We start from the raw sequence: 26310 nt of genomic DNA, 5'->3' as shown, positions 1-26310 counted from the left end.
CTACAGTGCCGGGGTGGCGATCCCGTCGACCGAGCTGGTGACCGGCGAGGCGGTGCTGCTCGACCTGCGGCCCGCCTCGTTCGCCACCCGGGGGCTCGCCTGGCTGATCGACGCCGTCGTCCAGCTCGTCGTCGCGGTCGCCCTGTTCTGGCTGGTCGGACTCGCCCTGTCCGGCGCCGACCCCGCGGCCGACACGGCCGCCGGCATCGCGGTCCTCGTCACCGTGCTCGTCGGGCTGCCGCTGACCTGGGAGACGCTGAGCCGCGGCCGCTCGCTGGGCAAGCTCGCGATGGGCCTGCGGGTGGTGCGGGACGACGGCGGTCCGGTCCGGGTCCGGCACGCCCTGATCCGCGCGCTGGTCGGGGTCGGCGAGCTGTGGCTGACCCTGGGCAGCCCGGCGGTCATCAGCTCCCTGGTCCACCCGCGGGGCAAGCGGATCGGCGACCTCGTCGCCGGCACGTACGTCGTCCGCGAGCGCACGGCCTCGGACGCCGCCCGCCCGGTGCACATGCCGCCGGAGCTGGCCGCGTGGGCGCAAGGCGCTGACATCGCCCGGCTGCCGGGCCATCTCGCCCTGTCGGCCCGCCAGCTGCTGGCGCGCACCGACCGGCTGCACCCGGCGTCCCGCCAGCGGCTCGGGGAGTCGCTGGCCGCCGAGTTCGCCCGGCACGTCTCGCCCCCGCCCCCGGCCGGCACGCACCCGGAGCGGTTCATCGCCGCCGTGCTCGCCGAGCGCCGGGAGCGCGAGCTGCGCCGGATGCAGGCCGACCGGCGACGCCGCGACGAGCGAGCCGTCCGGCTGCACCGCCTCCCGTTCGGCCTCGACGACCCCACGCCCCACGAGGCCGCCCCACCCCCACGCAGAATGCTGGGTTGGAGGCGTAACACGCCGCGAGATCTGTGAAAACTACAGCATTTTGCGCAGGGTGGGGCGAGGGCGGGTGGGGCGAGGGCGGGGCGGGTGCAGGCCAGCGAGGGCTCAGGGCAGGAACGACGGCGGTGAGTCCAGGTCCTCGAGCTCGACCTCCCAGACCTCGTGCGGGTCCCCGCCGCGCACCGCGTACAGGACGACGTCGCCGGCGACGTGCAGGGTGGTCCGCACTCCGGTGTCGAGGTCGTCGAGCGTGACCTCCTCGACGAGCAGACCCTCGTGCACGCTCGCCCCGGTGCGCGCCACCCGTAGCCGGGCGGGCAGACCGGCGAGCGCCGTCCCGGTGAACCGCACCGCGGCGACGGCGATCTCGGCCGGGACCGACCCGGGCGGGCCGAGCCGGCGGGCGAGGGCGACCAGGGCACCGGGGGACTCGACGTCGACGGCGTCCGCGAGCGCGGTGCGCTCCCGCCCCGGGTCGGACGTCGTGACCCAGCCGAGCACCGGCGTCCCGTCGTCCAGGACGGTGCGTCCGCCGCGGACCCGGGCGGCCGGCCCGGTCACCTCGACGCGGGCGGGCCGGAACCCGTTGTCGCACGCCAGGTCCAGGACGCCCGAGGCGTACCGCCACCCGGCCGGTCCGGGAGCGCAGGTGAACTCCTCGGCCCGGCCCGCGACGAGGTAGCGACCGCGCGGCACCGGGTCAGTACCGGTAGCGCTCCGGCTTGTAGGGCCCGGCGACGTCGACGCCGATGTACTCGGCCTGCTCCTTGGTCAGCTCGGTGAGCCGGACGCCGAGGGCGTCCAGGTGCAGCCGGGCGACCTTCTCGTCGAGGTGCTTGGGCAGCACGTGGACCCCGAGCGGGTAGGCCTCGGGCCGGGTGAACAGCTCGACCTGGGCGATCACCTGGTTGGAGAACGAGGAGCTCATGACGAACGACGGGTGCCCGGTGGCGTTGCCGAGGTTGAGCAGCCGCCCCTCGGACAGCACGATCACCGACCGGCCGGACTCGAACGTCCACTCGTGCACCTGCGGCTTGATCTCCGTCTTTCGGACGCCGGGAAGGCGCGCCAGCCCGGCCATGTCGATCTCGTTGTCGAAGTGACCGATGTTGCCGACGATCGCCTTGTCCTTCATCGCCGTCATGTGCTCGGCGGTGATGACGTCCCGGTTGCCGGTGGCGGTGACGAAGATGTCGGCGGTGGCCACGACGTCCTCGAGCCGGACCACCTGGTAGCCGTCCATCGCCGCCTGCAGGGCACAGATCGGGTCGATCTCGGTGACGACGACCCGGGCGCCCTGCCCGCGCAGGGACTCGGCGCAGCCCTTGCCGACGTCGCCGTAACCGGCGACGACGGCGACCTTGCCGCCGATGAGGACGTCGGTGGCCCGGTTGATCCCGTCGACGAGGGAGTGCCGGACGCCGTAGCGGTTGTCGAACTTGCTCTTCGTCACCGAGTCGTTGACGTTGATCGCCGGGAAGAGCAGCTCGCCGCGGTCGGCGAGCTCATAGAGCCGGTGCACGCCGGTCGTCGTCTCCTCGGTGACCCCGTGGACGCCGGCGGCGAGCGCCGTCCAGCGACCGGAGTCCTCGGCGAGGCTGCGGCGCAACCGGTCGAGGATGACGCGGTACTCCTCGGAGTCGGCGTCGTCGGCCGCGGGCACCGCCCCGGCTCGTTCGAACTGCACGCCCTTGTGCACGAGCAGGGTCGCGTCCCCGCCGTCGTCGAGGATCATGTTCGGGCCCTCACCGGGCCAGGTGAGGATCTGCTCGGTGCACCACCAGTACTCCTCGAGCGTCTCCCCCTTCCACGCGAACACCGGGACGCCGCGGGGGTCCTCCGGGGTGCCGTCGGGGCCGACGACGACGGCGGCGGCCGCCTCGTCCTGGGTGGAGAAGATGTTGCACGACGCCCAGCGCACCTGCGCGCCGAGCGCGGTGAGGGTCTCGATCAGGACGGCGGTCTGCACGGTCATGTGCAGGGACCCGGCGATCCGCGCGCCGCGCAGCGGGCGGCTGTCGCCGAGCTCCTCGCGCAGCGCCATGAGCCCGGGCATCTCGTGCTCGGCGAGGCGGATCTGGTGGCGGCCGGCGTCGGCCAGGCCGAGGTCACGGACCTTGTAGTCCATCGGGGTCCCTCCGGGACGCGGGTGGCGGTGCTCGCCGTGGTCCGGGCCAGTCTACGGACCGACCGGCGCGGCGGCCGCCGACGTCAGCCGGTGAAGGTCGTGCTGGTGACGGCCGCACCGCTCGGGCGGTGGTCCGAGCGCTCGAAGAACGTCCCACCGCGGACGACGCCCGCGGTGCGCACGCCGTCGCCGTCGCCGTCCGCCGGCAGCGGGACGTCACCGACCCGGCCCAGTCCGTAGGAGAAGACGGTGACCGGACGCAGGACGGACATCGCGAGGTGCCAGCGGGTGCCGCGCACCACGCCGGGACGGTCCACGCCGTCCCCGAGCCAGGCACCGGCGACCGGGACGTCGTCCGCGCGCCCGAAGGAGAAGCTGCGCTGGGCGACCCCGCCGCTCGGGGTGACCCGCAGGTGCCAGCGACCGTCCCGGACGACGGCGACGCCGTCCCGTGCCGCCCCCGCCCACCGGCCGACGAGGGGGACGTCCCCGGCCCGGCCGAACCCGAAGGACGTCTCGGTCGCCCGTGCGCCGGTACCGCTGCGCAGGTGCCAGCGGCCGGCGCGGAACACCCCGACCTCGTCACGGCCGTCGCGGTCCCAGTCCCCGACGACGGGCACGTCACCGGCGCGGCCGAACCGGAACCGGGAGACCGTCCCGTCCCCTGCGCGCAGCGTGAAGGCGCCGTCGTCGAACCAGCCGGGGAGAGTGCGTCCCCGCCCGTCCCAGTCCCCCGCCAGCGGGACCGCCGTCCCGGTGCCGAGCGGGCCGGTGCCGGCCGGGGCGGCGTCGACGGTCCCGTACTGCCCGCTCCCCCAGCGGCCGTAGGCCTGGGCCGCCGTGGCGCGGGGGCGCAGCCCGGTGCAGCCGGCCTCGGTCAGACCGGGGTCGGGGCGCAGCCCGGCGTCGGGGCCGAGGGTGACCCCTGCACCCCACAGGAAGTAGGTCGCCGGGGCCGCTGCGTAGGTGTGCCGCACGACGTTGCCGGCTCCGACGACGTCGTGCGCGGAGACGTACGTGGTGGCTCCGGGGGTGGTGACGAAGCTCTCGGCCACCGCGTCGAAGAGGTTGCCGGACAGGTCGTTGCCGCGGACGTCGCCGTGCAGCAGGACCGCCATCGCGCCGTGGGCGACGGTGTTGTGGGTGACGTCGACGTTCCAGGGCCCACGGGCACCGGGCTCGCCGCCGTCCCCCAGCTTGATCCCGGCCCCGCTGGGGTGGTCGAAGACGGTGTTGCGGGCGATGGTCCCCCCGCTGTCCGGCGTGCCCTGGTAGGACACGTAGACGTTGTGGTCCTTGCGGCCGTCGTGGGCGGTCGCCGCGCCGAACACGCAGTTCTCCTCGAACCGGAAGTCCTCGGGCGCCCCCGAGCCCAGGAACGTGTCGTCGGTGATGGTGACGTTGGAGTACGCCCCGGTGCGGCGGGCGCCGGTGAGCTCGCTGTCGCGCACCACCCAGCCCGTCCCGCCGGCCAGGTGCAGGGCCGGCTCGCCGGGGACGGTCGCCTCCACCCGCAACCCCTCCAGCCGCCAGTGGTCGGCGTCGTACAGCCGCAGCGACCCGGTGAGGATGGGGCGGCGGGCCGGGTCGAGCGCCCGGACGGTGACCGGCGCCGCGGCCGTGCCGCGCGGCCAGTCCGCCCGGGTCTTGAGGGTGCCGACGTCGTAGCGGCCGGGGGCCAGCAGGAGCGTGTCCCCGGCGCGCAGGTCGGCGATCGCGGCCGCGACGTCGTCCCCCGGCTGGACGGTGAGCGTCCGGGCGGACGCCGGCACGACGGCGTCCGCAGTCACCGCACCCGCCGCGGGCGCGGTGACACCGAGGGACAGCAGCGTCACCGCCCCGGAGGTCGCGGCGAGCGCGGACAGCCGGGCGGCAGGACGAGACAGCATGTGGGCGACCTCCACGGGGGCACGGTCGTGCCACCCGTCGGGGTCATCGACCCAGCGCGGGCCCGCCTTGAGCCGGTGTACCCGTGTCCTGCCCGCCGTCGCCGGGCGGCGTCGCCGGCTCCCGCAGGTCCGGCTCGAGGTAGATCACCCGCGCGATCGGGACGGCGGCCCGGACCCGCCGCTCGGCGGCGTCGATGGCCGCGGCGATCTCGTCGCCGGTACCCCGCGCCGAGACGGCGATCTTGGCGGCGACGAGGAGCTCCTCGGGCCCGAGGTGCAGGGTCTTCATGTGGATGACCGACTCCACGCCGTCACCGGGCAGGGCGGCCTCGATGGCCTGGAGGTGCTCGCTCGTTGCGCCCTCACCGATCAGCAGCGACTTCATCTCCACGGCCAGGACTGCGGCGATCAGCACCAGCAGGACGCCGATCATCGCCGTCCCGGCGGCGTCCCACCTGCCGTCGTGGGTGAGCAGGGTCAGGGACACGCCGAAGAGCGCGAAGACGAGACCGAGCAGGGCGCCGAAGTCCTCGAGCAGCACGACCGGCAGCTCGGGTGCCTTCGCCGTGCGCACGAACTCGACCCACGACCGCTGGCCGCGGACCCGGTTGGACTCGGCGATCGCGGTGCGGAACGAGAAGGTCTCCAGCCCGATCGCCACGACGAGCACCACCAGCGGGACCCACTGCCACGCCTCGATCGGCTCCGGCTCGGCCCACTTGTGCCACGCCTCGTACAGCGCGAACAGGCCGCCGACCGAGAACAGCACGATCGCGACGACGAACCCGTACACGTACCGTTCCCGGCCGTAGCCGAACGGGTGCTGGGGTGTGGCTGCCCGCGTGGCCCGCCGTCCGCCGACCAGCAGCAGGGCCTGGTTGCCGGAGTCGGCGACCGAGTGGATCGACTCGGCGAGCATCGACGACGAGCGCGTCAGCAGGAACGCGACGAACTTGGTGACCGCGATCCCGAGGTTGGCGAGCAGTGCCGCGACGATCGCCCTGGTACCGCCTTCGGTTGCCACGGGACGGAGGCTAGTGAAGGGTGCTCCAGCACGGGGGACCGACCCAGGCCGTCTCATACCGGCGCATGGGTTTGCGCTCTTGACCAGCGGGCGTGGCAACTCCCATAACTTTGCATAACTTTGGCGGAACTCGGCACAACTGCGACGGCATCTCGTCCGCAGAGCACTCACCGCGGCGTTCCACCGTCGCGCCGGGTCCAGCCAGTACGTCCGGCTCCACGACACGAACCCATCAGCAGGAGCACACGGTGCTCCTGCTCAGGACGACAGCTCCGTCACGTGCGGCGACTCCGCCGGGTCGAGCCCGAGCCCGAGCGCGAGGTAGGTGGCGGCGAAGTCGGTGCGGGCGCCGAGCGCCGCCAGCCGGCGCAGCGGATCCGGCTCCTCGACGACGACCTCGCTGACCTTGACCCCGGAGCGCTCGGCGAGCTCGACGACGGCGGCGGCCGCGGACGTCGGACCCTCCCGCAGCAGGACGAGCCGCAGCCGCGGCCCGGTCGGCTCGGGGTCCAGGAACGGGTCGGCGAACAGCTCCTCGGGGGTGGAGGCGAACGGTCCGCCGAAGGTCGCCACGACGTCCCCGGCGTCGTCGGGCAGGGTCCCGGCCACGGCCGGCACCCGCGCGGTCCGGGCCAGCACGGACGCCGCCCGGCGGGCGGCCACGCCGGTCGCCGGGCCGTCGCCGAGCAGCACCGGCACGCTGTCGGCGAGCTCGACCGCCAACGACTTCGCCGGGTTGACGAACGACTCGGTGGCCGGGGAGCCGAGCCGGGCCTCCTCGTCGAGGGTGTCGGCGACGAGACCGAGCGGTCCGGGACCGGCGTCGGTGAGCCCGAGCCTCGTCGTGGCGACGAGTACCGGGGTGAGCATCGCCCACAGCGAGGCCCGGGAGGTCGGCGCGGACGTCGCCTCGAGGCCGGGCTGGGGCACCGGCACGTGCACGCCGCGGACCTGGGCGGACACCTCGGCGAGCAGCGACCCGGCGGCGCCGACGGTGAGCACCCGGGCCCCGCGCCGTCCGGCCTCGGCGGCCAGCGCGACGGCCGGCTGCGCCTGCCCGGACAGGGACACCGCGATCACGAGGTCGAGGGGGCCGACCCAGCCGGGCAGCACCGTGCCCGAGCGGCAGACCACCGGCACGGGGCACCCGGGGCCGGCGAGCGCCTCGACGGCGTCCCCGACGGCGCGGGCACCGCCGCGGGCGGCGATGACGACAGTGCGCGGCCGGTCCTCCCCGAGCCGGTCCAGCGGCGCCTCGGCGGCCAGCGACAGGCCGTGGCGCACCTGGGCCCCGGCGCCGGCGACGGCCCGCAGCACCCCGGACGGGTCAGCGGCGGCCAGCGCCTCGGGGTCGTCGAGCAGCTGCTCGTCGAACGGTCTGGTCATCGCTAAAGGGTCCTCACCGGGGGCCGGGACGCCGGGCCTCGTCGACGAGCAGCACCGGGATGCCGTCGGTGACGGGGTACGCCAGGGCGCACTCGGCCGAGGTGCACACGAGCTCGGGGGCGCCGTCCGGGCCGGTGCCGTCGGCGAGCTCGGCCCGGCAGGCCGGGCAGCGCAGCACCTCGCGCACCCACGGCTCGACGGCCACCGGGCTGCTGGGGGCGCCGGGCTGCTCTGCGGGGGTCATCGGGTCTCCTCCCGGACGACGGCGAGCACGCTGTCGCGTACCCGCTCCATCGTCGCACCGTCGGCGGCCTCGACGTTGAGCCGCAGCAGCGGCTCGGTGTTGCTCGGCCGCAGGTTGAACCACCACCACGGCTGCGTGCCGGGCGCGGAGCTGACCGTCAGCCCGTCCAGCTCGTCCACCCCGGCGCCGTCCCGGGCGAACCTCTCGCGCACCCGGGCGGTGGCGGCAGCCACGTCGTCCACCCGGGAGTTGATCTCCCCGCTGGCCGTGTACGGCGCGTAGTCGGCGACCAGCGCGGACAGCGGCCCGTCCTGCTCGCCGAGGGCGGCGAGCACGTGCATCGCGGCGAGCATGCCGGTGTCGGCGCCCCAGAACGCGCGGAAGTAGTAGTGCGCCGAGTGCTCCCCGCCGAAGACCGCGCCGGTGCGGGCCATCTCGCCCTTGATGAACGAGTGCCCGACCCGGGTGCGCACCGGGGTGCCGCCGGCGGCCTCGACGACCTCGGGCACCACCCGGGAGGTGATGAGGTTGTGGATGACGACCGGGTGGCGGCCCGCGGCGCGCTCGCGGGCGATCTCCCGCAGCGCGACGAGGGCAGTGACCGCGCTCGGGCTGACCGGCTCGCCGCGCTCGTCGACGACGAAGCACCGGTCGGCGTCCCCGTCGAAGGCCAGGCCGAGGTCGGCGCCGTGCTCGCGGACGGCGGCCTGCAGGTCCCGCAGGTTCTCCGGCTCCAGCGGGTTGGCCTCGTGGTTCGGGAACGTCCCGTCCAGCTCGAAGTACAGCGGGACGACGTCCACCGGCAGGGCGGGCAGCCCGGCCGCGGTCTGCAGCACGGCGGGCACGGTGTGACCGGCCATCCCGTTGCCGGCGTCGACGACGACCCGCAGCGGCCGGACGCCGGACAGGTCGACCAGGGAGCGCAGGTGGACGGCGTAGTCGCGCAGGGTGTCCGTGTCGGTCAGCGTGCCGCGGCGGCCGGCGGCCGGGACGCCGTCGTCGAGGTAGCCCTGGGCCAACCGGCGGACGTCGGCGAGCCCGGAGTCCTGGCCGACGGCGCGGGCACCGGGCCGGCACAGCTTGATCCCGTTCCAGGCGGCGGGGTTGTGGCTGGCGGTGAACATGGCGCCGGCGGCGTCCAGGGCGCCGCTGGCGTGGTAGAGGCCGTCGGTGGAGCACAAGCCGATCCGGACGACGTCCGCGCCACGGTCGCGGGCGCCGTCGGCGAACGCCGCGACGAGCGCCGGGGAGGACGGGCGCATGTCGTGGCCGACGACGAGCCGGCCCCCGTCGGGGACCAGGACGTCGGCCGCGGCCGCGCCGACGGCGCGGGCGACGTCGGCGTCCAGCTGGTCGGGAACCAGACCACGGACGTCGTAGGCCTTGATGATCGTCGACAGGTCCACGCCGGGGACCCTACCGACGGGCGGGGACGGTTTTCGCTCAGATGCGCTGGCTCAGACGGCCTTGCGGGCCCGGTCGAGCACGGAGTCGACGCTGAGCGGCTCGCCGTCCAGGGAGGTCCACGACCGGTGCTCGCACCGGTGGCAGGAGGTGAAGCGCACCGGCGTGCCGTCGGTGAGCATCATCTTGAGGTGGGTGAGCCGGGTGCTGCCGCAGGCGGCGCACCCCACGGCCACGCGGTGCTCGCGCTGGGTGAGCGACCCCAGAGGGGCGGGCGGCTCGGTGGTGCGGCCGCGGCGGCGGCGCTGGGTGGGCAGGGACCGGACGGCGGCGCCGGGGTCCGGGGAGGTGGTGGACGGCTGCGACATCGACCGGCTCTCCGAGGTGGTACGGCCCCGGCTCTCACCGGGCTGGCCCCGACTGCTTCGGTCCGATCGGGTGAATCCTTGAGCGCGACACGCCGTGACAGTGGGTGAGGAATTTCACACTCTCAGTCAGTGCCCTCGGTCAGTGCCCGGTGTCGCGGAGCACCCGCAGGTGGCCGCGGCGGCCCACCTCGACGGCGGTCGCCGCCTCCGGAGCGGGGGCCGGCGGCCGCGCGGCCTCCCGGACGGCGTCCGCGAGCGCGACCAGGTCGTCGTGCGAGGGAGCCTCGTCGTAGACCTGCGGGGCGAGCCGGACGACCTCCCAGCCGCGGGGAGCGGTGAGCCGCTCGGCGTGCTCGGCGCACAGGTCGTAGGTGTGCGGCTCGGCGAACGTGGCGAGCGGCCCGAGGACGGCGGTGGAGTCGGAGTAGACGTACGTCAGCGTCGCCACCGCCGGTCGGGCGCAGGCGCTTCGGCTGCAACGTCGGACTGCCACGACCCGGCACGCTACCCGCCGCCTGGGCACGCACCTCACATTGGCGGGTCTCAAGTCATCGCGTGGCGGGGCCGATGGTGTGAAGATCGTCGCGACACGGTCAGTCGACGCCCCGACCAGCCGAGAGTGGGTGAGTTGTGCGCCCGTGGCCCCAGGGAGCTCTGCGCCAGGTACTCGCCACCTTCACCCTGTACCTCCTGGCCGCGCTGTCGGTGCTCGCCCTCCACGTCCCGGACCGGACCGGGGCGGCGATCTGGCCGGCGTCCGGGGTCGCCCTGGCGGCCCTGCTGCTCAGCCCGGGCCGCCGCTGGCCCGCCCTGCTGGCCACGGTCGCGGTGGCCGACACGCTCAGCCTGGCTGCTGTCGGCGTCCCCCTGGTGCATCTGGCGACGCGGGTGCTCACCGACGTGGCGCACCCGCTCGTCGCCGCGCTGCTGCTGCGCCAGCTGGGCAGTCACGGGGCGCGGCTGACCCCGCTGCGGCCGATGATGGTGTTCCTGCTCGCCGGGGTCGGGGCCGCCGCCGTCCTCGTCGGGCTGCCCAGCGCGGTGCTGTGGCAGCCGATGGCCGGCGTGGGGCTGACCGACGTGGGGCTGACCGACGTGGGACTGACCGACATGGTGCCGCGGCGGGTGCTGGCCTACGCCCTCGGCGTCCTGCTCGTGACCCCGGCGCTGCTCAGCCTGCGCTCGGTCCCGCCGCGGCGCGACCCGCTCGAGCTCGCCGGCTGGGTGGTCGCTCAGGTGCTGACGCTGCTCGTCGTGTTCGTCGCCGCACCGCGGGACTGGTCGCCGACGCTGCCGTACCTGCTGCTGCCCCTGTACACCTGGGGCGCGCTGCGGATGGGGATCCGCCGGACCGCCCTTGCCCTCGTCGCGGCGGCCGTCGTCGCGGACCTGTCGACGCTCGCCGACCTCGGCCCGTTCGCCGTGGCCGGCGCCGACCGGGAGACCAGCCGCACCCTGCTGCAGCTGTTCCTGCTGATCTGCGGCGGCACGACGATGGTCGCCTCCGCTCTGGCCGCCGAGCTCACCGACCGCCAGGGGGTCGAGACGGCCCTGCACCAGCAGGCCGGGACCGACGCCCTGACCGGGCTGCCGAACCGCTCCGAGCTCACCGGTCTGCTCACCTCCGTGCTCGACTCGGCCGGCACCGGCGGGACCGGGGTCGGCGTCGTCGTCTTCGACGTCGACGGCCTGCAGACGGTCAACGACCAGCACGGCTACCACGCCGGCGACCGGCTGCTCACCACGCTGGCCGACCGGCTGCGGGACGGCACCGGCCCGGGCAACGCCGTCGGGAGGATCGACGGCGACGAGTTCGTCGTCGTGGTCACCCAGGCCGGGCGGCGGCAGCTGCGGGAGGCGGTCGAGGAGATCCGCCGCCGGGTCGCCGAGCCGGTACCGCTCGGCGACGTCGTGCACACCCCGTCGGTGTCCGTCGGCGTGGCCCTCGCCGAGACCGAGACGACGGCCAGCGGGCTGCTGATCTCCGGCGAGCTGGCCCTGGCCGAGGCCCGCTCGCGCGGCCGCGGACTCGTCGTCCACTTCGACGACCGGCTGCGCGCCGCCTACGACGTGCGGCTGCGCACCGCGGCCGAGCTGCCGAACGCCCTCGCGGACGGCGAGGTGCGGGCGGTGTTCCAGCCGGAGGTCGAGCTCGCCACCGGTGACCTGTTCGGGTTCGAGGCCCTGGCCCGCTGGCAGCACCCCCGGCGCGGCGCCGTCCCGCCGTCGGAGTTCGTCCCGGTCGCCGAGCACGCCGGACTCGCCGGCCGGCTGTTCGACGTCATGCTGGAGAACACCCTCCGGGTGCAGCGGCAGTGGCCGCAGCGGTCCGGGCGGCGGCCTGCGGTGTCGGTCAACGTCTCCGCGCTGCAGCTCGACGACCCCCGGCTCGTCGAGTCCGTCGCCGCCGGCCTGGAGCACCACGGCGTACCCGCCGACGACCTGTGGCTGGAGGTCACCGAGTCCGCCCTGGCACAGGTCGACTCGCTGCGGACCCTGTGGCGGCTCAAGGAGCTCGGCGTCCACCTCGCCATCGACGACTTCGGCACCGGGTGGTCGTCGATGTCCCGGCTGTCGGCGTTCCCGTGGGACCTGCTCAAGCTCGACCGGTCGTTCATCTCCCCGCTCGGGGTGGACCCCAGCGCCGAGCACGTCGCCCGGGCCATGGTCGCCATGGCCCACGCCCTGGGGCTGCGGACGGTCGCCGAGGGGGTGGAGACCCCGCTGCAGCTGGACGTCGTCACCGCCCTGGGCATCGACATCGTCCAGGGGTACCTGTTCTGCCGGCCGGTCGAGGCCGAGCGCACCCACGACCTGGCCGCCGTCGACGGGTCGGCGTCCGGGCCGGCGTGGCCGCTGCCCGTCGCCGCCGACTGAGCCGCGCACTACCCTGCCCAGCGTGCAGACACCGCGTGCCCGGGCGGCGGGCCGGCCGGGTCGCCGGCGGCGGCGTGACCGGCACGGCCGCGGGCCCCGCGGCCCGCTCATCCCACCCGGGCTGCCGGGGGCGCTCAGCCGTGCCGAGCGCTTCGACGACCTCGTCCTGGACGCCGTCGAGCGGCTCGAGCGGGGCTGGCGGGCCGAGCTGGAGGGCATCGAGTTCGCGGTCGAGGACGTCCCGCCGGCGGACCCGTCGCCGTGGGAGCCGGGGGCGGTGCCGCTGGGCCGGTTCTTCCCCGCCGAGCGCGGGCTGCCGCCGCGGGTCGTGGTGTACCGGCGCCCGGTCGAGACCCGCGCCGAGCCCGACGAGCTCGGCGCGCTCGTGCACGAGGTCGTCGTCGAGCAGGTCGCGCACGCCCTCGGCCTGGAGCCGGAACGGGTCGACCCCCGGTACCGTGCCGACGACGAGTGACCCGGTGACGGGTACCTGCGACCGAGGTGGCGAGGAGAGCACCGTGCAGACGAGGACGAGGGCAGCGGCGTGAGGGTCGGTGTCGTCGGCTGCGGCTACCTCGGCGCGGTGCACGCCGCGTCGATGGCCGAGCTCGGCCACGAGGTCGTCGGCCACGACGTCGACGCCGACAAGGTGGCCCGGCTGTCCGCCGCACAGGCACCGTTCTTCGAGCCCGGGCTCGGCGAGCTGCTCGAGCGCACCCTGACCACGGGCCGGCTGTCGTTCAGCACCGACCCGGCGGACCTCGACGGCGCCGAGGTCGTCTTCGTCTGCGTCGGCACCCCGCAGCGGGCCGGTGAGCTGGCCGCCGACACCTCCTTCGTCGACGCGGCCGTCGCCGCCCTCGTCGAGCACCTGCGCTCCCCGGCCCTGGTCGTCGGCAAGTCGACGGTGCCGGTGGGCACCGCCGCCCGGCTGGCCGCGGTGCTCGAGCGGGACGCCCCGCACCTCGAGCTGGCCTGGAACCCCGAGTTCCTCCGCGAGGGGCACGCCGTCGAGGACACCGTGCACCCGGACCGGCTCGTGCTCGGCGTCCGCTCGGCCGAGGCGGAGAAGCGGCTGCGGGAGGTGTACGCCACGCCGATCGCGCAGGGGTCCCCGGTGGTCGTCACCGACTTCGCCACCGCCGAGCTGGTCAAGGTCGCCGCGAACGCCTTCCTCGCCACGAAGATCTCGTTCATCAACGCGATGGCGGAGGTGTGCGAGGCGGCCGGCGCGGACGTCGTCCAGCTGGCCGACGCGATCGGCTACGACGACCGGATCGGCCGGCGCTTCCTCAACGCCGGGCTGGGCTTCGGCGGCGGCTGCCTGCCCAAGGACATCCGGGCGTTCATGGCCCGGGCCGGCGAGCTGGGCGCGGACCAGGCGCTGACCTTCCTGCGGGAGGTCGACGCGATCAACATGCGGCGCCGCTCCCGGATGGTGGACCTGGCCCGCGAGGCGTGCGGCGGGTCGCTCATCGGGCACAAGGTCGCCGTGCTCGGCGCCGCGTTCAAGCCGCACAGCGACGACATCCGGGACTCCCCGGCGCTCAACGTCGCCGCGCAGGTCCAGCTGCAGGGCGGGGACGTCGTCGTCACCGACCCCGCGGCGCTGGAGAACGCCCGGCGGCTGTACCCGGGACTGGCCTACGCGGACACCGCCGAGGAGGCGGCCACCGGCGCGGACGTCGTCCTGCTGCTCACCGAGTGGCCGCAGTACCGGGCGCTGGACCCGGCGGCGCTCGGTGCGGTGGTGCGCCGGCGTCACCTCGTCGACGGCCGCAACGCCCTCGACCCGGCCGCGTGGCGGGACGCGGGCTGGACCTACCGCGCGCTCGGGCGTCCGGTGGTCTGAGGACCACCGTCCGTCAGATAATCAGATACTCTGGTCGGGTGCGGACGATGACAGCCACCGAAGCCTCCAGAGGCTTCTCGGAGTTGCTTGACGCGGTGGAGCGCGGCGAGACAGTCTCCATCACCCGCGCCGGACACGTCGTCGCCGAGATTCGGCCAGCGGCACCGACGACTGGGAAGGCTCTGCGGGAGGCCCTCAAGGATCTACCACCCCTGGACGACGACATCGAGGCGGACATCGAGAGCGCCACGTCGCTCCTACGCCTGGATGATCCGTGGCTCGCGCGCTGATCCTCGACACCTCGACCCTCATCGCCTACGAGCGAGGAACGATCGACCGGGCACAGCTCGACGAGGACGACCTCGCGATCGCCGCGATCACCGTCGCGGAGTTCCGCACCGGGATCGAGCTCGCCCGTACCGTCGAGCGCGCCGCCTCCCGGGCTCGGGTCCTCGCCACGATCACTTCTGCCGTGGCGGTGCTCGACTACACCGAACGCACGGCCACCGAGCACGCGCGGCTACTGGCACACACCCGTCGGGCCGGGACTCCACGTGGAGCGCACGACCTCATGATCGCCGCCCATGCGGTCGAGCACCGTCGGACCATCCTGTCGCTCGACTCCCGGGCCCGCTTCGCCGACCTACCCGGCGTGTCGGCCGTGACACCAGCTGGGCACTCTTGAGGCCTCAGGGCCAGCGCCCGGGCAGCGGGACGCGCACCTCGACGTCCCCGGGGGGGTCCGGCAACGGGCGCACCGGGACGACGGACAGCAGCCGGCCACCGTCGGCCGCGTCGGCGAGCACGAGCAGCGACGCGGTCACGGTCGCCGCTCCCTCGCCTGCGGCCTCGACCCACCAGCCTGCCGCCTGGCCGTCCCCCGGCTCTGCGCCCCGGTCTGCATCGAGGTCGGCGACCGTCGTCGAGTGGGCCGCGACCGGCACCTCGGTGACCGCGAGCTCGGCCCCGTCGGCGTCCACGGCGCGCACGGTGACGTCGGCGGCGCCGTCGGGGGCGGCGAGCAGCAGTCGCGTCTCGACGTCCCCGTCCGGCCCGTCCGGCAGGGCGACCAGTGCGCCGTCGCCGAGGGGCTGCGTGGCGGCCGCCCAGCCGATGTCGGCGGGCCGGCCGCTGGCGCCGAGCCGGGAGCGGACCCCGGCGAGCACCGGCACGTCCGCGTCGACGACGGCCGTGTAGTCCCCGTCGGGCAGCCCGTCGAGCGGCACCTCGGCGACGGTGCCGGCCGGCACGGTGGCCGCGGTGGCCCCCTCGACGGTGACCGGACCGTCAGGGCCGAGCAGTGCCCAGCGGACGACGGCGTCCTCCTCGCCGGGGACGGCGACCCGCAGCCACGGGGCCGGCGAGCCGCCACGGACGACGGCACCCGGGACGACGAGGTGCTCGGCCGGGTCTGCGGTGGCACCGACGGTGGCGACGCCCTGGGGCAGCAGCCCGTCGAGCCGGCTCTGCAGCACCGCGGCCGCGACCCGGCCCCCGGCCGCCTCGACCCGGACGGCGAGCGGTCCGGCGTCCGGGACGAGGCCGTCGAGCAGGGTCTCGGTGCTCTCCCCCGGGGCCAGCGCGAGACCCTGGACCGGTTGCGGCGCAACTGCTCCGGCGCCGGTCAGCACGGTGACGTCGACGACGACCGGGGTAGCGCCCGGGTTGGTCAGCACGAGCCGGTTCGCCCAGCCGGCGGCGACGGTGCCGGCCACCGCCCAGCCGTCCTCGACCGGTGCCGGGCAGTCGGCGACGGCCAGCCCGCGCAGGTCCCCTTCGGGGGTGAGCGCGGTGGCGGTGGCGGCCAGGACGGCCGCCTCGCCGGCGGGCTCCCCGGCGGGCGGGATGGCGCGCAGCACCGCCCCAGCCCGGTCGAGATCGGACCGGTCGAGCTGCGAGCCCGGCGCCAGGGCCCGCACCGTGGTGGTGGTCAGAGCCCGGGCGGCCAGCGCCTCGTCGGTACCTGGGGCGTCGGCGGTCTGCAACAGCCGAGGCGCCGGCGGGCAGACCCGGACGGCGTCCCCGGCGGGCAGCGCGACCCGTTGCGGCGCAACCGGGTCCGGCGGCGCCGGGTCGGGTAGCGCGCCGGCGGTGGCCACGACGCCGCCGGTGAGGGCGAGGACGGCGACACCGGTGAGCACCCGGGTCCAGGCCGGCCGGTTCATCGCGGCGTCCTGCGGGTGCCGTCGCCCAGCGGCAGGGCGAGCAGGGCGGTGAGTCCGAGGACGACGACCTGCAACGGTCCCCAGAGCCCCTGCAGCGGCGGGTCGTGCCGGACGACGACGGTGCCGCCGCGCGGGCCGAGCTCGAAGCCCTGCGCCCAGCCGTCGACGACGACCGGGTCGAGCCGCCGGTGGTCGAGGTAGGCGCTCCAGTGCGGGTCGGCGCGCTCGGTCAGCACGAGGGTGCGTCCGTCCTGCCCGGCGGGCACCTCGGCGCGCACGTCCGTGGGACCGGACGCCAGCACGGCCTGCGGGCTGCCGTCAGCGTCCAGGACCCGGGCCCTGGCGGCCCGGTCGACGGCGTCCGGGTCCTCCCCGGACGCCGGGACCACCCGCCACAGCACGCCGTCGTCGACCTCCCCGGAGCGGGACAGCCCGGCCACGGCGTCCAGCGTGTCCGCGGTCAGCGGGTGAGCGCCGTCGCCGTCCTGGGCGGCGTCCAGCAGCAGCACGTACCCGACGCCGAGGTCGGTGAGCGCCGCCCGGGGGTCGGTGCGTGCGGACGCCGGGCCGGCGAGTCCGGCGACGGCGGCCGTCAGCGCCTCGTCGGCGGCGTCCGGGGTCTGCCCGGCGCGCAGGGTCACCGCGGTGGCGAGCCGGTCGAGCCGCTCGGTGGCGGTGCGGGTGACGGCGGCCGCGACCGCCCCGTCGGCCTCGGGCCGCAGCACGAGGGTGCGGGTGCGGTCCGGGGAGGTGGCGGCGTCGACGGCGACCGCGGGCAGCGCGGCCACCTCGCCGCGGTGGACGTCTGAAGCGTGCACGGCCGGGCCGGCGGTGCCGGTGGCCTGCTGCCACGTCCAGGTGCCCAGGACGGCGACCGGGGCGAGCAGGGCGAGCAGCGCCAGCGGAGCCGCGAGCAGGGGACGCCAGCTGAGCAGAGGACGCCGGCCGCGCAGCGGGCGCCGGCCGCGCACGGCGCCGAACCGGGTGCGCGCACCGTCCGCACCGACCAGCGCGGCCGCGAGCAGGCCGAGGACGACGACGGAGACGGCCGGGCCCGGCCACCCGGTCACGCCCGGCTCGCCGGGTGCGCCGGGGACGAGGACGACCCGGACGGCGAGCACGGCGGCGGCGAGCCCGAGCGCGACGACGAGCCACCCGGTGCGCACGGCCCGTCCGCGGGGCCCGCCGCGCAGCAGGGCGAGGACGGCGACGGCCACCAGCGGCGCGCCGGCCCAGACCGCGAGGGTGCTGGCGAGCGGCTCCGCCGGCACCGGCCACGGCACGGGCGTGGTGGGCTGGCCGAGCAGCAGCTGCCAGGCGGGTAGAACATCGGCGGGCGGCGCGTCGGCGGCTAGGACATCGGCGGGCAGCAGCCGGCCAGGCTCGGCGACGAGCAGCCGGGGGTCGGCGAGCGCGGCCGGCAGCCACGGCGCGGACAGCGCGAGGGCCGGCAGCGGCGTCCACAGCAGGGCCAGCGACCGGCCCCGGCTGGGGCGCAGCGCCGCGGCCGCGACGACGAGGACGCCCGCGGTGCCCAGCACCAGCAGCACCGGCGCGCCGGCGGCGGCCACGGCGAGGGCGAGCCCGGCCGCGGCGGCGGTGGTCCAGGCGCGCCGGGCGGTGGGCGCGGTGGCGGCGCGGGCGACGCCGAGCGCGACCCAGGGCAGGGCGGCGTGCGCGAGCAGGGAGCCGATCCGCCCGGTGCCGACGGCGACGAGCAGGGCCGGTGCGCCGGCCCACACCAGCGCTGCCCAGGCCCGCAGCCACACCGAGGACGTCGCCGCGCCGGCGGCGGCCCACGCGCCGAGCCCGGCGAGCGGGACGGCGGCCAGGACCAGCACGTGCACGGCGAGGTCGGGTGCGGTGAACGGGACCGCCAGGGCGGCCAGGACGGTGAGCAGCGGGTCCGCCGGGCCGGGGGCGCCGAGGCCGGCGTCCAGCCACGTCGAGCGGGCGGACTGCCACAGGGTGCCGAGGTCCTCTGGAGCCGGGGCGAGGGCGCCGCCGGAGACCGGGCCGGGCCCGAGCAGCCGGTGCAGGGCGACGAGCGGGACCGCGGTGAGCAGGACGCCGAGCAGCAGCGCGGTGCGACGGCGGGCCGGGGACGGCGCGGCCACCTCGAGCGGGACGAGCCCGGCGACGCGGCGGTGGCGGCGGCGGGCCCAGCGGTCACGGTGCCAGCGGGCCACCTCGGTGGCGGGGGCGCGCAACGGGGCGAGGGTGCGCCGCGGCACCCGCCGCACCCGGGCCAGCCGGCGCCGGGCCCGCCAGACGAGGTCGGGCCGGCCGAGGGCGGCGAGCACCGCGCCGAGCTCGGTGAGCTCGCGGCGCGGCTCGGTGTCGGCGTCGCGGGCCAGCAGCCGCAGCAGGCCGCCGGCGAGCAGGGCGAGCGCGGTGAGCGGGAGCAGCAGCGCGGGGGTCTCCACGAGCCGGCGGTGGGCGACGACGCGGCGGGTGGTCCACGCCCGGCCGCGGTGCTGCAGCGGCGCGTCGACCCGCGAGCCGGTGCGACCGGCGTCCGCGTGGGCGACGACGGCCGAGGGGACGACGACGACCCGGTGCCCGGCCAGACGGGCCCGCACGCACAGGTCGAGGTCCGCGCCGACGACCGGGGTCGCGGGGTCGGCGTCGCCGAGCTCGTCCCACACGTCGCGGCGCACGAGCATGCCGGCGCTGCCGACCGCCAGCACGTCGTCCCGGGCGTCGGTCTGGCCCTGATCGACGTCGCCGGGCTCGACGCCGGTGACGACGCGCCCAAGACGGCTCGTGGTGAACCCGGTGCGGACGAGCCGGCCGGGGTCGTGCCAGGAGGTCTCCTTGCACCCGGCCACCGCGACGGAGGGGGCCACCTCGACGGCGGCGAGCAGCCGCTCCAGGGCGTCGGGGGCGGGGGCGGAGTCGTCGTGCAGCACCCACACCCAGTCCCTGGCCGGCGCCGGGGTGGCCGCGTCCGGGGCTTCGTCGGGACGGCGCGGGTCGGGGGCGGGGGCGAGCCGGGCAGCCTCCCGGTCGCTCAGCGCGGCCCGCACGGCGTCGAGCAGGCCGGTGCGGGAGGAGGTGACGACGACGTCGTCGAGGGACGCGGCGAGCAGGTGGCCGCTGCCGTCGACGGAGCCGGTGTCGACCGCGAGGACGACGTCCGGGCGGCGGGTCTGGGCGTCGAGGGCGGCGAGGGTCCGCGGCAGCCAGCGGACCCCGTTGTGGACGACGAGGACGGCGGTGACCCGGGCCGGACCGGGCAGCCGCTGGGTCGGCGGCCGGTCGACCGTCGGGGCGACGCCGACGGCGCCGAGGTCCAGTGCCAGGCTCAGACCGCCTGCCTCTTCACCCGGCGGCGCTCCCGCTCGCTCAGGCCGCCCCAGATGCCGAACCGCTCGTCGTGGGTGAGCGCGTACTCGAGGCACTCGACCCGCACCTCGCAGGAGGCGCAGACCTTCTTGGCCTCCCGGGTCGAGCCGCCCTTCTCGGGGAAGAACGCCTCCGGGTCGGTCTGCGCGCACAGGGCGCGCTCCTGCCACTGCAGCTCGGCGTCGTCCTCGAAGCGGGGGTCGAGCACGATGGCCTCCCCCGCCGGGACGCCGGCCGCCCAGTCCGTCAGGTTCTCGATAGGAGACATCTGCCCGCCCGACCCTTCGTCGCCCGCCCTGGTCCGCCCCGACCCGGGCGCCCCCGGGTGTGACATGGAGGGAATTACACGCGTGTCGTACGGCCCGCGTCAAGCCCTGGTCTGCTATCCGGCCGAACGGACGACCCGGTCGGCGCAGCGGACGACCCGGTCGGCGCAGCGGCGCGCCGGCCCTGCGAGGATGCGGCCCATGCGCGTGACGGCCCTGACCGGCGGCGTCGGAGGGGCCCGGTTCCTCCGCGGCCTGCTGCACTCGCTGCGCACCTCGGGCGACCCAGCCCGGCGGGACGCCGAGGTGACCGTGGTCGCCAACACCGCCGACGACATCACCCTGCACGGCCTGCGGGTCTGCCCGGACCTCGACACCGTCATGTACACCCTGGGCGGCGGGGTCGACGAGGAGCGGGGCTGGGGCCGCCGCGAGGAGACCTCCACCGTCGCCGAGGAGCTCGCCGCGTACGGCGTCGAGCAGTGGTTCACCCTCGGCGACCGGGACGTCGCCACCCACGTGCTGCGCACCCACCTGCTGGGGCTCGGCTACCCGCTGTCCCAGGTGACCGCCGCGCTGTGCGCGCGCTGGCAGCCGGGGGTGACCCTGCTGCCGATGAGCGACGACTCCGTGGAGACCCACGTCGTCGTGGAGGACGAGCCCGGCGGGCAGCGGGCGATGCACTTCCAGGAGTGGTGGGTCCGCCACCGGGCCGCGCTGCCGGCGCAGCGGATCGTCGCGGTCGGCGCCGAGCAGGCCCGCCCGGCGCCCGGCGTGCTGGGCGCGCTCCGGGACGCCGACGTCGTCCTGCTCCCGCCGAGCAACCCGGTGGTGTCGATCGGCACGATCCTTGCGGTGCCCGGCGTCCGGGACGCCCTGCGCGGCACCCGGGCCCCGGTGATCGGCGTCTCCCCGGTGATCGGCGGGGCCCCGGTGCGCGGGATGGCCGACAAGTGCCTCGCCGTGCTGGGTCTGCCGCCCACCGCCGAGGCGGTCGCGGGCCTGTACGCCGACCTGCTCGACGGGTGGCTCGTCGACACCGCGGACGCCGACCTGCGCCGGGTCCCCGGCGGGTCGCCGGCGCCGGTCGTGGCCCGTCCGCTGCTGATGACCGACGTCGAGGCCAGCGCCGCCATCGCGGCGGCCGCGCTCGACCTCGCCGACCAGGTGCGCCCGCGGTGACCGGCCCAGCGGTGACGGCCCTGGAGGTGCTCGTCGTCCCGGGGCTGCCCGAGGTGAGCGCCGGGGACGACGTCGGCCGGCTGATCGCGCGGGCGTGCGCGGCCGCGGGCATCGTGCTGCGCGACGACGACGTCGTCACCGTCGCCTCGAAGGTCGTCGCCAAGGCCGAGGGCCGCACCGCGCCCACCGCCGAGCGGGTCGCCGCGGTGCCGGCCGAGACGGTCCGGGTGGTCGCCGAGCGGGCGCTGCCCGACGGCCGGGTGACCCGGGTCGTGCAGGCCCGCAGCGGCCCGGTGCTCGCCGCCGCCGGTGTCGACGCCTCCGACGTCCCGGCCGGGACCGTGCTGCTGCTGCCCGCGGACCCGGACGCCTCGGCCCGGCGGCTGCGCGCGTCGCTGGCCGAGCACGCCGGGGTCCGGCCGGCGGTCGTCGTCACCGACACCTCGGGCCGGCCGTGGCGGGTGGGGGTCAGCGACTTCGCGCTCGGGGCGGCCGGGCTCGTCGTGCTCGACGACGTCCGGGGCACGGTGGACCGGTTCGGCCGGCCGCTGGAGGTGACGGTCCGGGCGGTGGCCGACGAGGTGGCCGCGGCCGCCGACCTCGCCAAGGGCAAGGCCGCCGGGACGCCGGTCGCGGTCGTGCGGGGACTGGGCCGGTACGTCACCACCGCGGACGGCGAGGGCGCGGCCGGGTGCACCCGCACCGGTCCGTCGGACTGGTTCGGCTACGGGCAGGTGGAGGCGGTGCGGGCCGCGCTGGGGGTGCCGCCCGGGCAGCTGCCGCCGCCGCCGATCGACCCCGGTACGGACTCCCCGCAGGACGTCGCCGCCCGCGTCGAGGCGCTGCTGGCCGCCGCCCGGGCCGGCGGCGCGACGCTGCGCCGGGTCGCCGAGTGGGCCGAGACCGGCCGGTGGGTAGGGCAGACTGGCGCACCGTCGTCGTCCCCAGGAGGTCCCATGCCCACCAGTGGCACCGACCGCGAGGCCGCGGTCCTCGTCGCCGAGCGGCCGTGGGGCGGCTTCCTCCAGCTGTGCGCCAACGAGCCCTGCACAGTCAAGATCATCACGGTGCAGCCGGGGCACCGGCTCAGCCTGCAGCGCCACCAGAACCGCGACGAGATGTGGCAGCCGCTCGACGTGCCGATGACGGTCCAGGTCGACGACCGGACGTGGACGCTCGGCGTCGGCGAGCGAGTGGTCGTGCCCGCCGGGTCGCTGCACCGGCTGGGTAACGACACCGACCGCCCCGGCCGCGTCCTCGAGCTGGCCTTCGGCGACTTCGACGAGGCCGACATCGAGCGGCTCGAGGACGACTACGCACGTTCGCCCGGGACGGACCGGCGCGGGTAGGTCCACTCCGACCGGGTCAACCACCCCTCCGAGCACCGCGGTCAGCGAGCACCGCGGCGCACGGCTGGCCGGCCGGGCGGCTCGCTGAGCGGCCGGCTGGGCAGGTGACCCGGCAGGTGGGTCGGCAGCGTCATCCGCGGCCCGCGGCGGGGACGGCGCTCCCCGGCCAGCTCGAGCAGCCGTTGCACCCGGTACCGGTGCCCGGCGTAGCACGCGATGACCTCGGCGCACCCGGCGTCGTCGAGCACCTCGCCGGTCAGGGCCCAGGAGACGTCCCGGCTGACGTGGTAGTCGGCGAAGGAGAACGCGTCCGGGTCGCCGTGCGCGCGGTGGCGCACCTCGGCCGCCGTCCACACTCCCACTCCGGGAAGGGATCTCAGCGCCCGCTCGGCGTCCGCATGGTTCAGCGCCAGGGTCCGCTCGAGGGCGCCGGCGCGTCCGGCGGCCGTGCGCACCACCCGCCGGCGCCGCTCCTCGACACCGGCCTGCAGCCAGTCCCACGACGGGACGGCCAGCCAGTCCGCCGGCGCGGGCGGCACCCGCATCCCCTCGGCCGCCTCGCCCGGTCCGGTGGGGCCGGGGGCGTGCTCGCCGTACCGGTGCAGCAGTCGTCGCCAGGAACGGCGCGCCTCCTGCCCGGTGACGACCTGCTCGAGCGCGGCGGCGACGAGGGTTTCGGTGACGGCCCGGCTGCGCGGCACCCGCCATCCCGGTCGCCGTCGCCACGCCTCGACGAGCCGGCGGTGCTCGGGCCGAGGCCGGAACTCCGTGGCCGTGGTGTCCGCCTCGCCGAGCAGCTCCGGGACGCCGTCCAGGGTCCAGTGCGCGCCGGGTCCCCACGCGGTCGCCTCCACGTCCCCGGACGTCGGCCGCGGCCGCAGGTGCAGCAGCGCCGGGCCGTCAGGGGTGCGGGTGGCCCGCCACGTCGTCCCGTCGTCGGCCAGGCGCATCGCCGGGTCGGCGGGCCCGCGGCGCAGCGCGGACAGCACCGCCCGGACGTCGACCGGGCGGCCCGGCGTCCAGGTGCGGGTGGCGGGCGGCACCGCGCCAGTGTGCCCGCCGGTCCGCACCGAGGCGGCACCTACACTCGCCGGCCATGACCGCGACCGGCGCCCGCGACGTCCCGACCCTGCTGCGGGCCCTGCAGGCGCAGGACCCGGGCCGGCCCCGGGTCACCTGGTACGGCCCGGACGACGAGCGCGTCGAGCTGTCCGCCCGGGTGCTGGACAACTGGGTCGCCAAGACCGGCAACCTCCTCGTCGAGGAGCTCGACGCCACCGCGAGCACCACCGTGCGCCTCGACCTGCCGATGCACTGGCGCACGGTGGTGTGGGCGCTCGCGGTGCCGGCCGTCGGCGCCCACCTCGTCGGCCCAGGGGACCCGGACGCCGACGCGCCGGACGTCCTGGTGACAACCGTGCCCCCGACCGGGTCTGCCACCCAGCCCGGGCGGGTCGTGGCCGTCGAGCTCGCCGCCCTGGCCCGCTCGGTGGCGAACCTGCCACCGGAGGCACTGGACTACAACGCCGAGGTGAGCGGCTTCGGGGACGTGCTGGCCCCAGCCGACGACCCGGCGCCCCTGCCGCCGCTGCCGGTGCTGGCGGACGGCGTCCGGCTGCTCGTCACCGACGCCACCTGGGACGTGACGGGCACACTGCTGGCGCCCCTGGCGGCGGGCGGGTCGGTGGTGCTCGTCGGGGCGGACGTCGCGGCGGACCCGGCGGCCTTGGCGCGGGTCCGGGAGGCCGAGCAGGTCAGCGGATGAGTGTCAGCCCAGTCCAGCCGGAGCCGGTACGGACGGGGCGGGCGAAGCCCCCGGACCCGTTGCCGGGGTAGGTCCACAGGTCCCCGTTGGCGGCGACGCCGAGCACGTCGGCGGCCCCGTCACCGGTCCGGTCGCCGGCGGCCGTGATCTGCTCCAGGCCGTTCCAGCCGGTGCCCACGAGACGGCTTCGGCCGAAGCCGCCGGTGCCGGTGCCGGGGTAGAGCCAGAGCCGGCCGAGCCCGTCGCGGGCCAGGACGTCGCCGTCACCGTCACCGTCCCAGTCCCCGGGCGAGACGAGCGCGGTGAAGCCGTTCCAGCCCGTGCCGACCCGGGTGGCCCGACCGAAGCCCCCGGAACCGTCCCCCCGGTAGAGCCACATGTCGCCGGCTCGACTGCGGGCGAGCAGGTCGGCGGCGCCGTCGCCGTCCCAGTCACCGGGGGCAAGCAAGGCGGTGAAGGTGTCCCAACGGGTTCCGATCGCGGTGGCCCGGCCGAAGCCGCCGGTACCGGTGCCGCGGTAGAGCCAGAGCCGGCCGTCGCGGGTGGAGCGGGCGATGACGTCGGGGGCGCCGTCCCCGGACCAGTCGGGGGTCAGGGTCACCAGGTCCATCCCGGACCAGCCGGAGCCGATGTGCGCACCGCGGCCGGCGAGCCGCCCGTCCGCCAGCCCCCGGTACAGGTAGAGGTCGGAGCGGGTGCCGGCGAGGACGTCGGGCAGCCGGTCCCCGGTCCAGTCCCGAGCCGCCCATGCCGGCTCCGGCTCAGGCGCCGGCTCTGGTTCCGGGGCGACCACCGGCTCCGGATCCGTCACAGGCTTGGGGTCGCTCACGGGCTCGGTCACCGGCTGCTGCGCAGGCGCCGGCTCCGACAGCAGCCGCCGGACGGCCCCGACGGGGTCGACGAGCCCGTGCCCGGTGGCGGTGTCGAAACCGACCGCCTCGAGGTCGTCGGCGGTTGCGACGAGCAGGTCACGCACCTGCGTGGGGGTGAGGGAGGGACGGACGGCGAGCATCGCTGCGATCGTCGCGGCGACGTGCGGAGCCGCCATCGAGGACCCGCTCATCTCGGCGAAGCCGCCGGGGACGGTGGACACGATCCCTGCTCCTGGGGCGGCGACCGTGAGGTAGTCCCCGCGGGTGGAGAACGTCGCGGAGACGTCGGCCGAGGTCGTCGCCGCCACGGCGATCGTGGCCGGCTCGGCCGCCGGGTAGAACGGGGGGCTGCCGGCCTGGCGGTCGTTGCCGCCGGCGGCGACGACCGGCACACCCCGCGACACGGCGTACTGCACCGCCGAGGTCACCGCGGCGCTCGGCTGGGTGGATCCGAAGGACAAGTTGACGACGTCGGCGCCGGCGTCGACGGCGCCGGCGATGCCCTCGGCGACGTCGGAGGCCCAGCCGCTGCCCTCGGCGTCCAGGGCCCGCACCGGCATGACGCGGGCGCCGGGGACGAGCCCGACGATCCCCAGGCCGTTGCCGGCGACCGCGGCGACGATGCCGGCGACGTGGGTGCCGTGGCCGTTGGCATCGTCCGTGCTGTTCCCCTCGACGACGTCGAGGCCGGGCACGAGCACGCCGGCCAGGTCCGGGTGGGTCGCGTCGACACCGGTGTCGATGACGGCGACGACGACGCCCTCCCCGTCAGACAGGTCCGCGAGCTCGTCCGCGGCCAGACGGTCCAACGCCCACTGCCGGGGGCGCAGCGGGTCGGTCGCGGTGACGGCCAGCCGGACCGGCCGGTCTACCTCGACGGTGACGACGTCGTCGTCCGCGCGCAGGTCCTCGAGCACCTCGCGGGCGTGCGCGGTGTCCATGGCCTCAGCCACCTCGACCTCGGGCCGTCCGTGCTCGTCGACGACGGCGACCAGTCGCACCGGCCCGCGAGCCGGCAGCTCACGCTCAGCGGCGTCCGCGGCGGCATGCCGCACCTGCTCCGCCGCACGCGCCGGGGCGGTCGACGAGTGAGGCCGTGGGCCGGCCGCGGCGACAGGAGCGGCAAGCACCGCAGCGACCACCGCAGCGGTCAGCGCGGCGGCACAGCGGGCGACAGTTCCGCGCCGGGAGAGCGGACGGGGCATGAGGCAGGCCTATCGGTGGGCTTCGGGCTCTGTGGGACTCATCGGTCGCCAGGGCCGGAACCTTGAGGTGTGGCCTCACCCCACCGGTCAGGTCGGGGCAGGGTGCCCCGGC

At 76.4% G+C, this 26310-nt stretch carries 23 protein-coding genes; 9 read left to right on the top strand and 14 right to left on the bottom strand.

From position 1 onward, the window contains the following. Positions 1-13: 13 nt before the first annotated feature. Entirely contained in the window at positions 14-904 is an 891-nt protein-coding gene (locus ACFP6A_RS13445; RefSeq protein WP_379604328.1) for an RDD family protein, read from the top strand. Between the two features lie 75 nt (positions 905-979). Here the strand turns inward: ACFP6A_RS13445 and ACFP6A_RS13440 are convergent, their stop codons facing one another. The 9 genes from ACFP6A_RS13440 to ACFP6A_RS13400 all read right to left on the bottom strand — a co-directional run bounded on the left by ACFP6A_RS13440 (position 980) and on the right by ACFP6A_RS13400 (position 9810). Continuing rightward, positions 980-1570 (bottom strand): hypothetical protein, encoded by a 591-nt coding sequence (locus ACFP6A_RS13440; RefSeq protein WP_379604326.1) that lies wholly within the window; start codon positions 1568-1570, stop codon positions 980-982. Between the two features lie 4 nt (positions 1571-1574). Continuing rightward, positions 1575-3002 carry an adenosylhomocysteinase gene (ahcY, locus tag ACFP6A_RS13435; protein ID WP_379604325.1) on the bottom strand — a complete coding sequence of 476 codons (1428 nt, stop codon included), beginning with the start codon at positions 3000-3002 and terminating at the stop codon, positions 1575-1577. 83 nt (positions 3003-3085) lie between these two features. Beyond that, on the bottom strand, positions 3086-4891 hold the full coding sequence (locus ACFP6A_RS13430) for a hypothetical protein (protein WP_379604323.1): 1806 nt from the start codon (positions 4889-4891) through the stop codon (positions 3086-3088). 43 nt (positions 4892-4934) lie between these two features. Further along, positions 4935-5915 (bottom strand): cation diffusion facilitator family transporter, encoded by a 981-nt coding sequence (locus ACFP6A_RS13425; protein WP_379604321.1) that lies wholly within the window; start codon positions 5913-5915, stop codon positions 4935-4937. Positions 5916-6173: 258 nt separating this feature from the next. Continuing rightward, the gene (locus tag ACFP6A_RS13420) at positions 6174-7301 is read right to left on the bottom strand and encodes an SIS domain-containing protein (RefSeq protein WP_379604319.1); all 1128 of its coding nucleotides are present in this window, start codon (positions 7299-7301) and stop codon (positions 6174-6176) included. Between the two features lie 13 nt (positions 7302-7314). Then, positions 7315-7506 (bottom strand): Trm112 family protein, encoded by a 192-nt coding sequence (locus ACFP6A_RS13415; RefSeq protein ID WP_379604350.1) that lies wholly within the window; start codon positions 7504-7506, stop codon positions 7315-7317. Between the two features lie 35 nt (positions 7507-7541). Beyond that, complete coding sequence (locus ACFP6A_RS13410) at positions 7542-8951, bottom strand: phosphomannomutase/phosphoglucomutase (RefSeq protein WP_379604317.1); 1410 nt, start codon at positions 8949-8951, stop codon at positions 7542-7544. Positions 8952-9002: 51 nt separating this feature from the next. After that, entirely contained in the window at positions 9003-9317 is a 315-nt protein-coding gene (locus ACFP6A_RS13405; RefSeq protein WP_379604315.1) for a hypothetical protein, read from the bottom strand. A 139-nt stretch (positions 9318-9456) separates the two neighbouring features. After that, positions 9457-9810, bottom strand: coding sequence for a DUF3499 domain-containing protein (locus ACFP6A_RS13400; RefSeq protein ID WP_379604313.1), 354 nt, complete (start codon positions 9808-9810; stop codon positions 9457-9459). A 137-nt stretch (positions 9811-9947) separates the two neighbouring features. Here ACFP6A_RS13400 and ACFP6A_RS13395 point away from each other — a divergent pair, with 137 nt between their 5' ends. The 5 genes from ACFP6A_RS13395 (at position 9948) to ACFP6A_RS13375 (ending at position 14731) form a co-directional block, all read left to right on the top strand. After that, on the top strand, positions 9948-12194 hold the full coding sequence (locus ACFP6A_RS13395; protein WP_379604312.1) for a putative bifunctional diguanylate cyclase/phosphodiesterase: 2247 nt from the start codon (positions 9948-9950) through the stop codon (positions 12192-12194). Between the two features lie 22 nt (positions 12195-12216). Next, a complete protein-coding gene (locus tag ACFP6A_RS13390) occupies positions 12217-12669 on the top strand; it encodes a metallopeptidase family protein (RefSeq protein ID WP_379604310.1) in 453 nt (150 codons plus the stop codon). A gap of 69 nt (positions 12670-12738) precedes the next feature. Then, positions 12739-14046, top strand: a complete 1308-nt coding sequence (locus tag ACFP6A_RS13385; protein ID WP_379604308.1) for a UDP-glucose dehydrogenase family protein — start codon at positions 12739-12741, stop codon at positions 14044-14046. Positions 14047-14093: 47 nt separating this feature from the next. After that, positions 14094-14336: a type II toxin-antitoxin system Phd/YefM family antitoxin gene (locus ACFP6A_RS13380; RefSeq protein ID WP_379604348.1), complete on the top strand. Its 243-nt coding sequence runs from the start codon at positions 14094-14096 to the stop codon at positions 14334-14336. Then, a complete protein-coding gene (locus ACFP6A_RS13375) occupies positions 14321-14731 on the top strand; it encodes a PIN domain-containing protein (protein WP_379604306.1) in 411 nt (136 codons plus the stop codon). The genes ACFP6A_RS13380 and ACFP6A_RS13375 overlap by 16 nt, the downstream gene beginning before the upstream one ends. Before the next feature lie 4 nt (positions 14732-14735). Here the strand turns inward: ACFP6A_RS13375 and ACFP6A_RS13370 are convergent, their stop codons facing one another. Genes ACFP6A_RS13370 through ACFP6A_RS13360 form a run of 3 tightly spaced genes read right to left on the bottom strand, consistent with a single transcriptional unit; the run spans position 14736 to position 19827 of the window. After that, positions 14736-16211: a DUF5719 family protein gene (locus tag ACFP6A_RS13370; protein ID WP_379604304.1), complete on the bottom strand. Its 1476-nt coding sequence runs from the start codon at positions 16209-16211 to the stop codon at positions 14736-14738. Further along, positions 16208-19615 (bottom strand): glycosyltransferase, encoded by a 3408-nt coding sequence (locus ACFP6A_RS13365; RefSeq protein WP_379604303.1) that lies wholly within the window; start codon positions 19613-19615, stop codon positions 16208-16210. Before ACFP6A_RS13365 ends, ACFP6A_RS13370 begins: the two co-directional genes overlap by 4 nt. Continuing rightward, the gene (locus ACFP6A_RS13360) at positions 19519-19827 is read right to left on the bottom strand and encodes a WhiB family transcriptional regulator (RefSeq protein WP_379604301.1); all 309 of its coding nucleotides are present in this window, start codon (positions 19825-19827) and stop codon (positions 19519-19521) included. Before ACFP6A_RS13360 ends, ACFP6A_RS13365 begins: the two co-directional genes overlap by 97 nt. Positions 19828-20026: 199 nt before the next feature. Here ACFP6A_RS13360 and cofD point away from each other — a divergent pair, with 199 nt between their 5' ends. After that, positions 20027-21007 (top strand): 2-phospho-L-lactate transferase, encoded by a 981-nt coding sequence (gene cofD / locus ACFP6A_RS13355; protein ID WP_379604299.1) that lies wholly within the window; start codon positions 20027-20029, stop codon positions 21005-21007. Beyond that, positions 21004-22356, top strand: a complete 1353-nt coding sequence (gene cofE / locus ACFP6A_RS13350; RefSeq protein ID WP_379604298.1) for a coenzyme F420-0:L-glutamate ligase — start codon at positions 21004-21006, stop codon at positions 22354-22356. Before cofD ends, cofE begins: the two co-directional genes overlap by 4 nt. 41 nt (positions 22357-22397) lie before the next feature. On the opposite strand, the gene ACFP6A_RS13345 is transcribed toward cofE, so the two are convergent. Then, a complete protein-coding gene (locus ACFP6A_RS13345; RefSeq protein WP_379604296.1) occupies positions 22398-23399 on the bottom strand; it encodes a DNA-3-methyladenine glycosylase family protein in 1002 nt (333 codons plus the stop codon). A 53-nt stretch (positions 23400-23452) separates the two neighbouring features. Between ACFP6A_RS13345 and ACFP6A_RS13340 the strand changes: the two genes are divergently transcribed. Continuing rightward, positions 23453-24121 (top strand): TIGR03089 family protein, encoded by a 669-nt coding sequence (locus ACFP6A_RS13340; protein WP_379604294.1) that lies wholly within the window; start codon positions 23453-23455, stop codon positions 24119-24121. Here the strand turns inward: ACFP6A_RS13340 and ACFP6A_RS13335 are convergent. Continuing rightward, positions 24111-26198, bottom strand: a complete 2088-nt coding sequence (locus ACFP6A_RS13335; RefSeq protein ID WP_379604292.1) for a S8 family serine peptidase — start codon at positions 26196-26198, stop codon at positions 24111-24113. The two genes, ACFP6A_RS13340 and ACFP6A_RS13335, sit on opposite strands and share 11 nt — an antisense overlap. Positions 26199-26310: the final 112 nt, after the last annotated feature.

Source organism: Quadrisphaera sp. GCM10027208 (assembly GCF_042658805.1).
Classification (GTDB): Bacteria; Actinomycetota; Actinomycetes; order Actinomycetales; family SCSIO-59966; genus SCSIO-59966.
The sequence above is the reverse complement of the archived record's forward strand: the minus strand, read 5'-3'. Positions and strand labels throughout refer to the sequence as shown.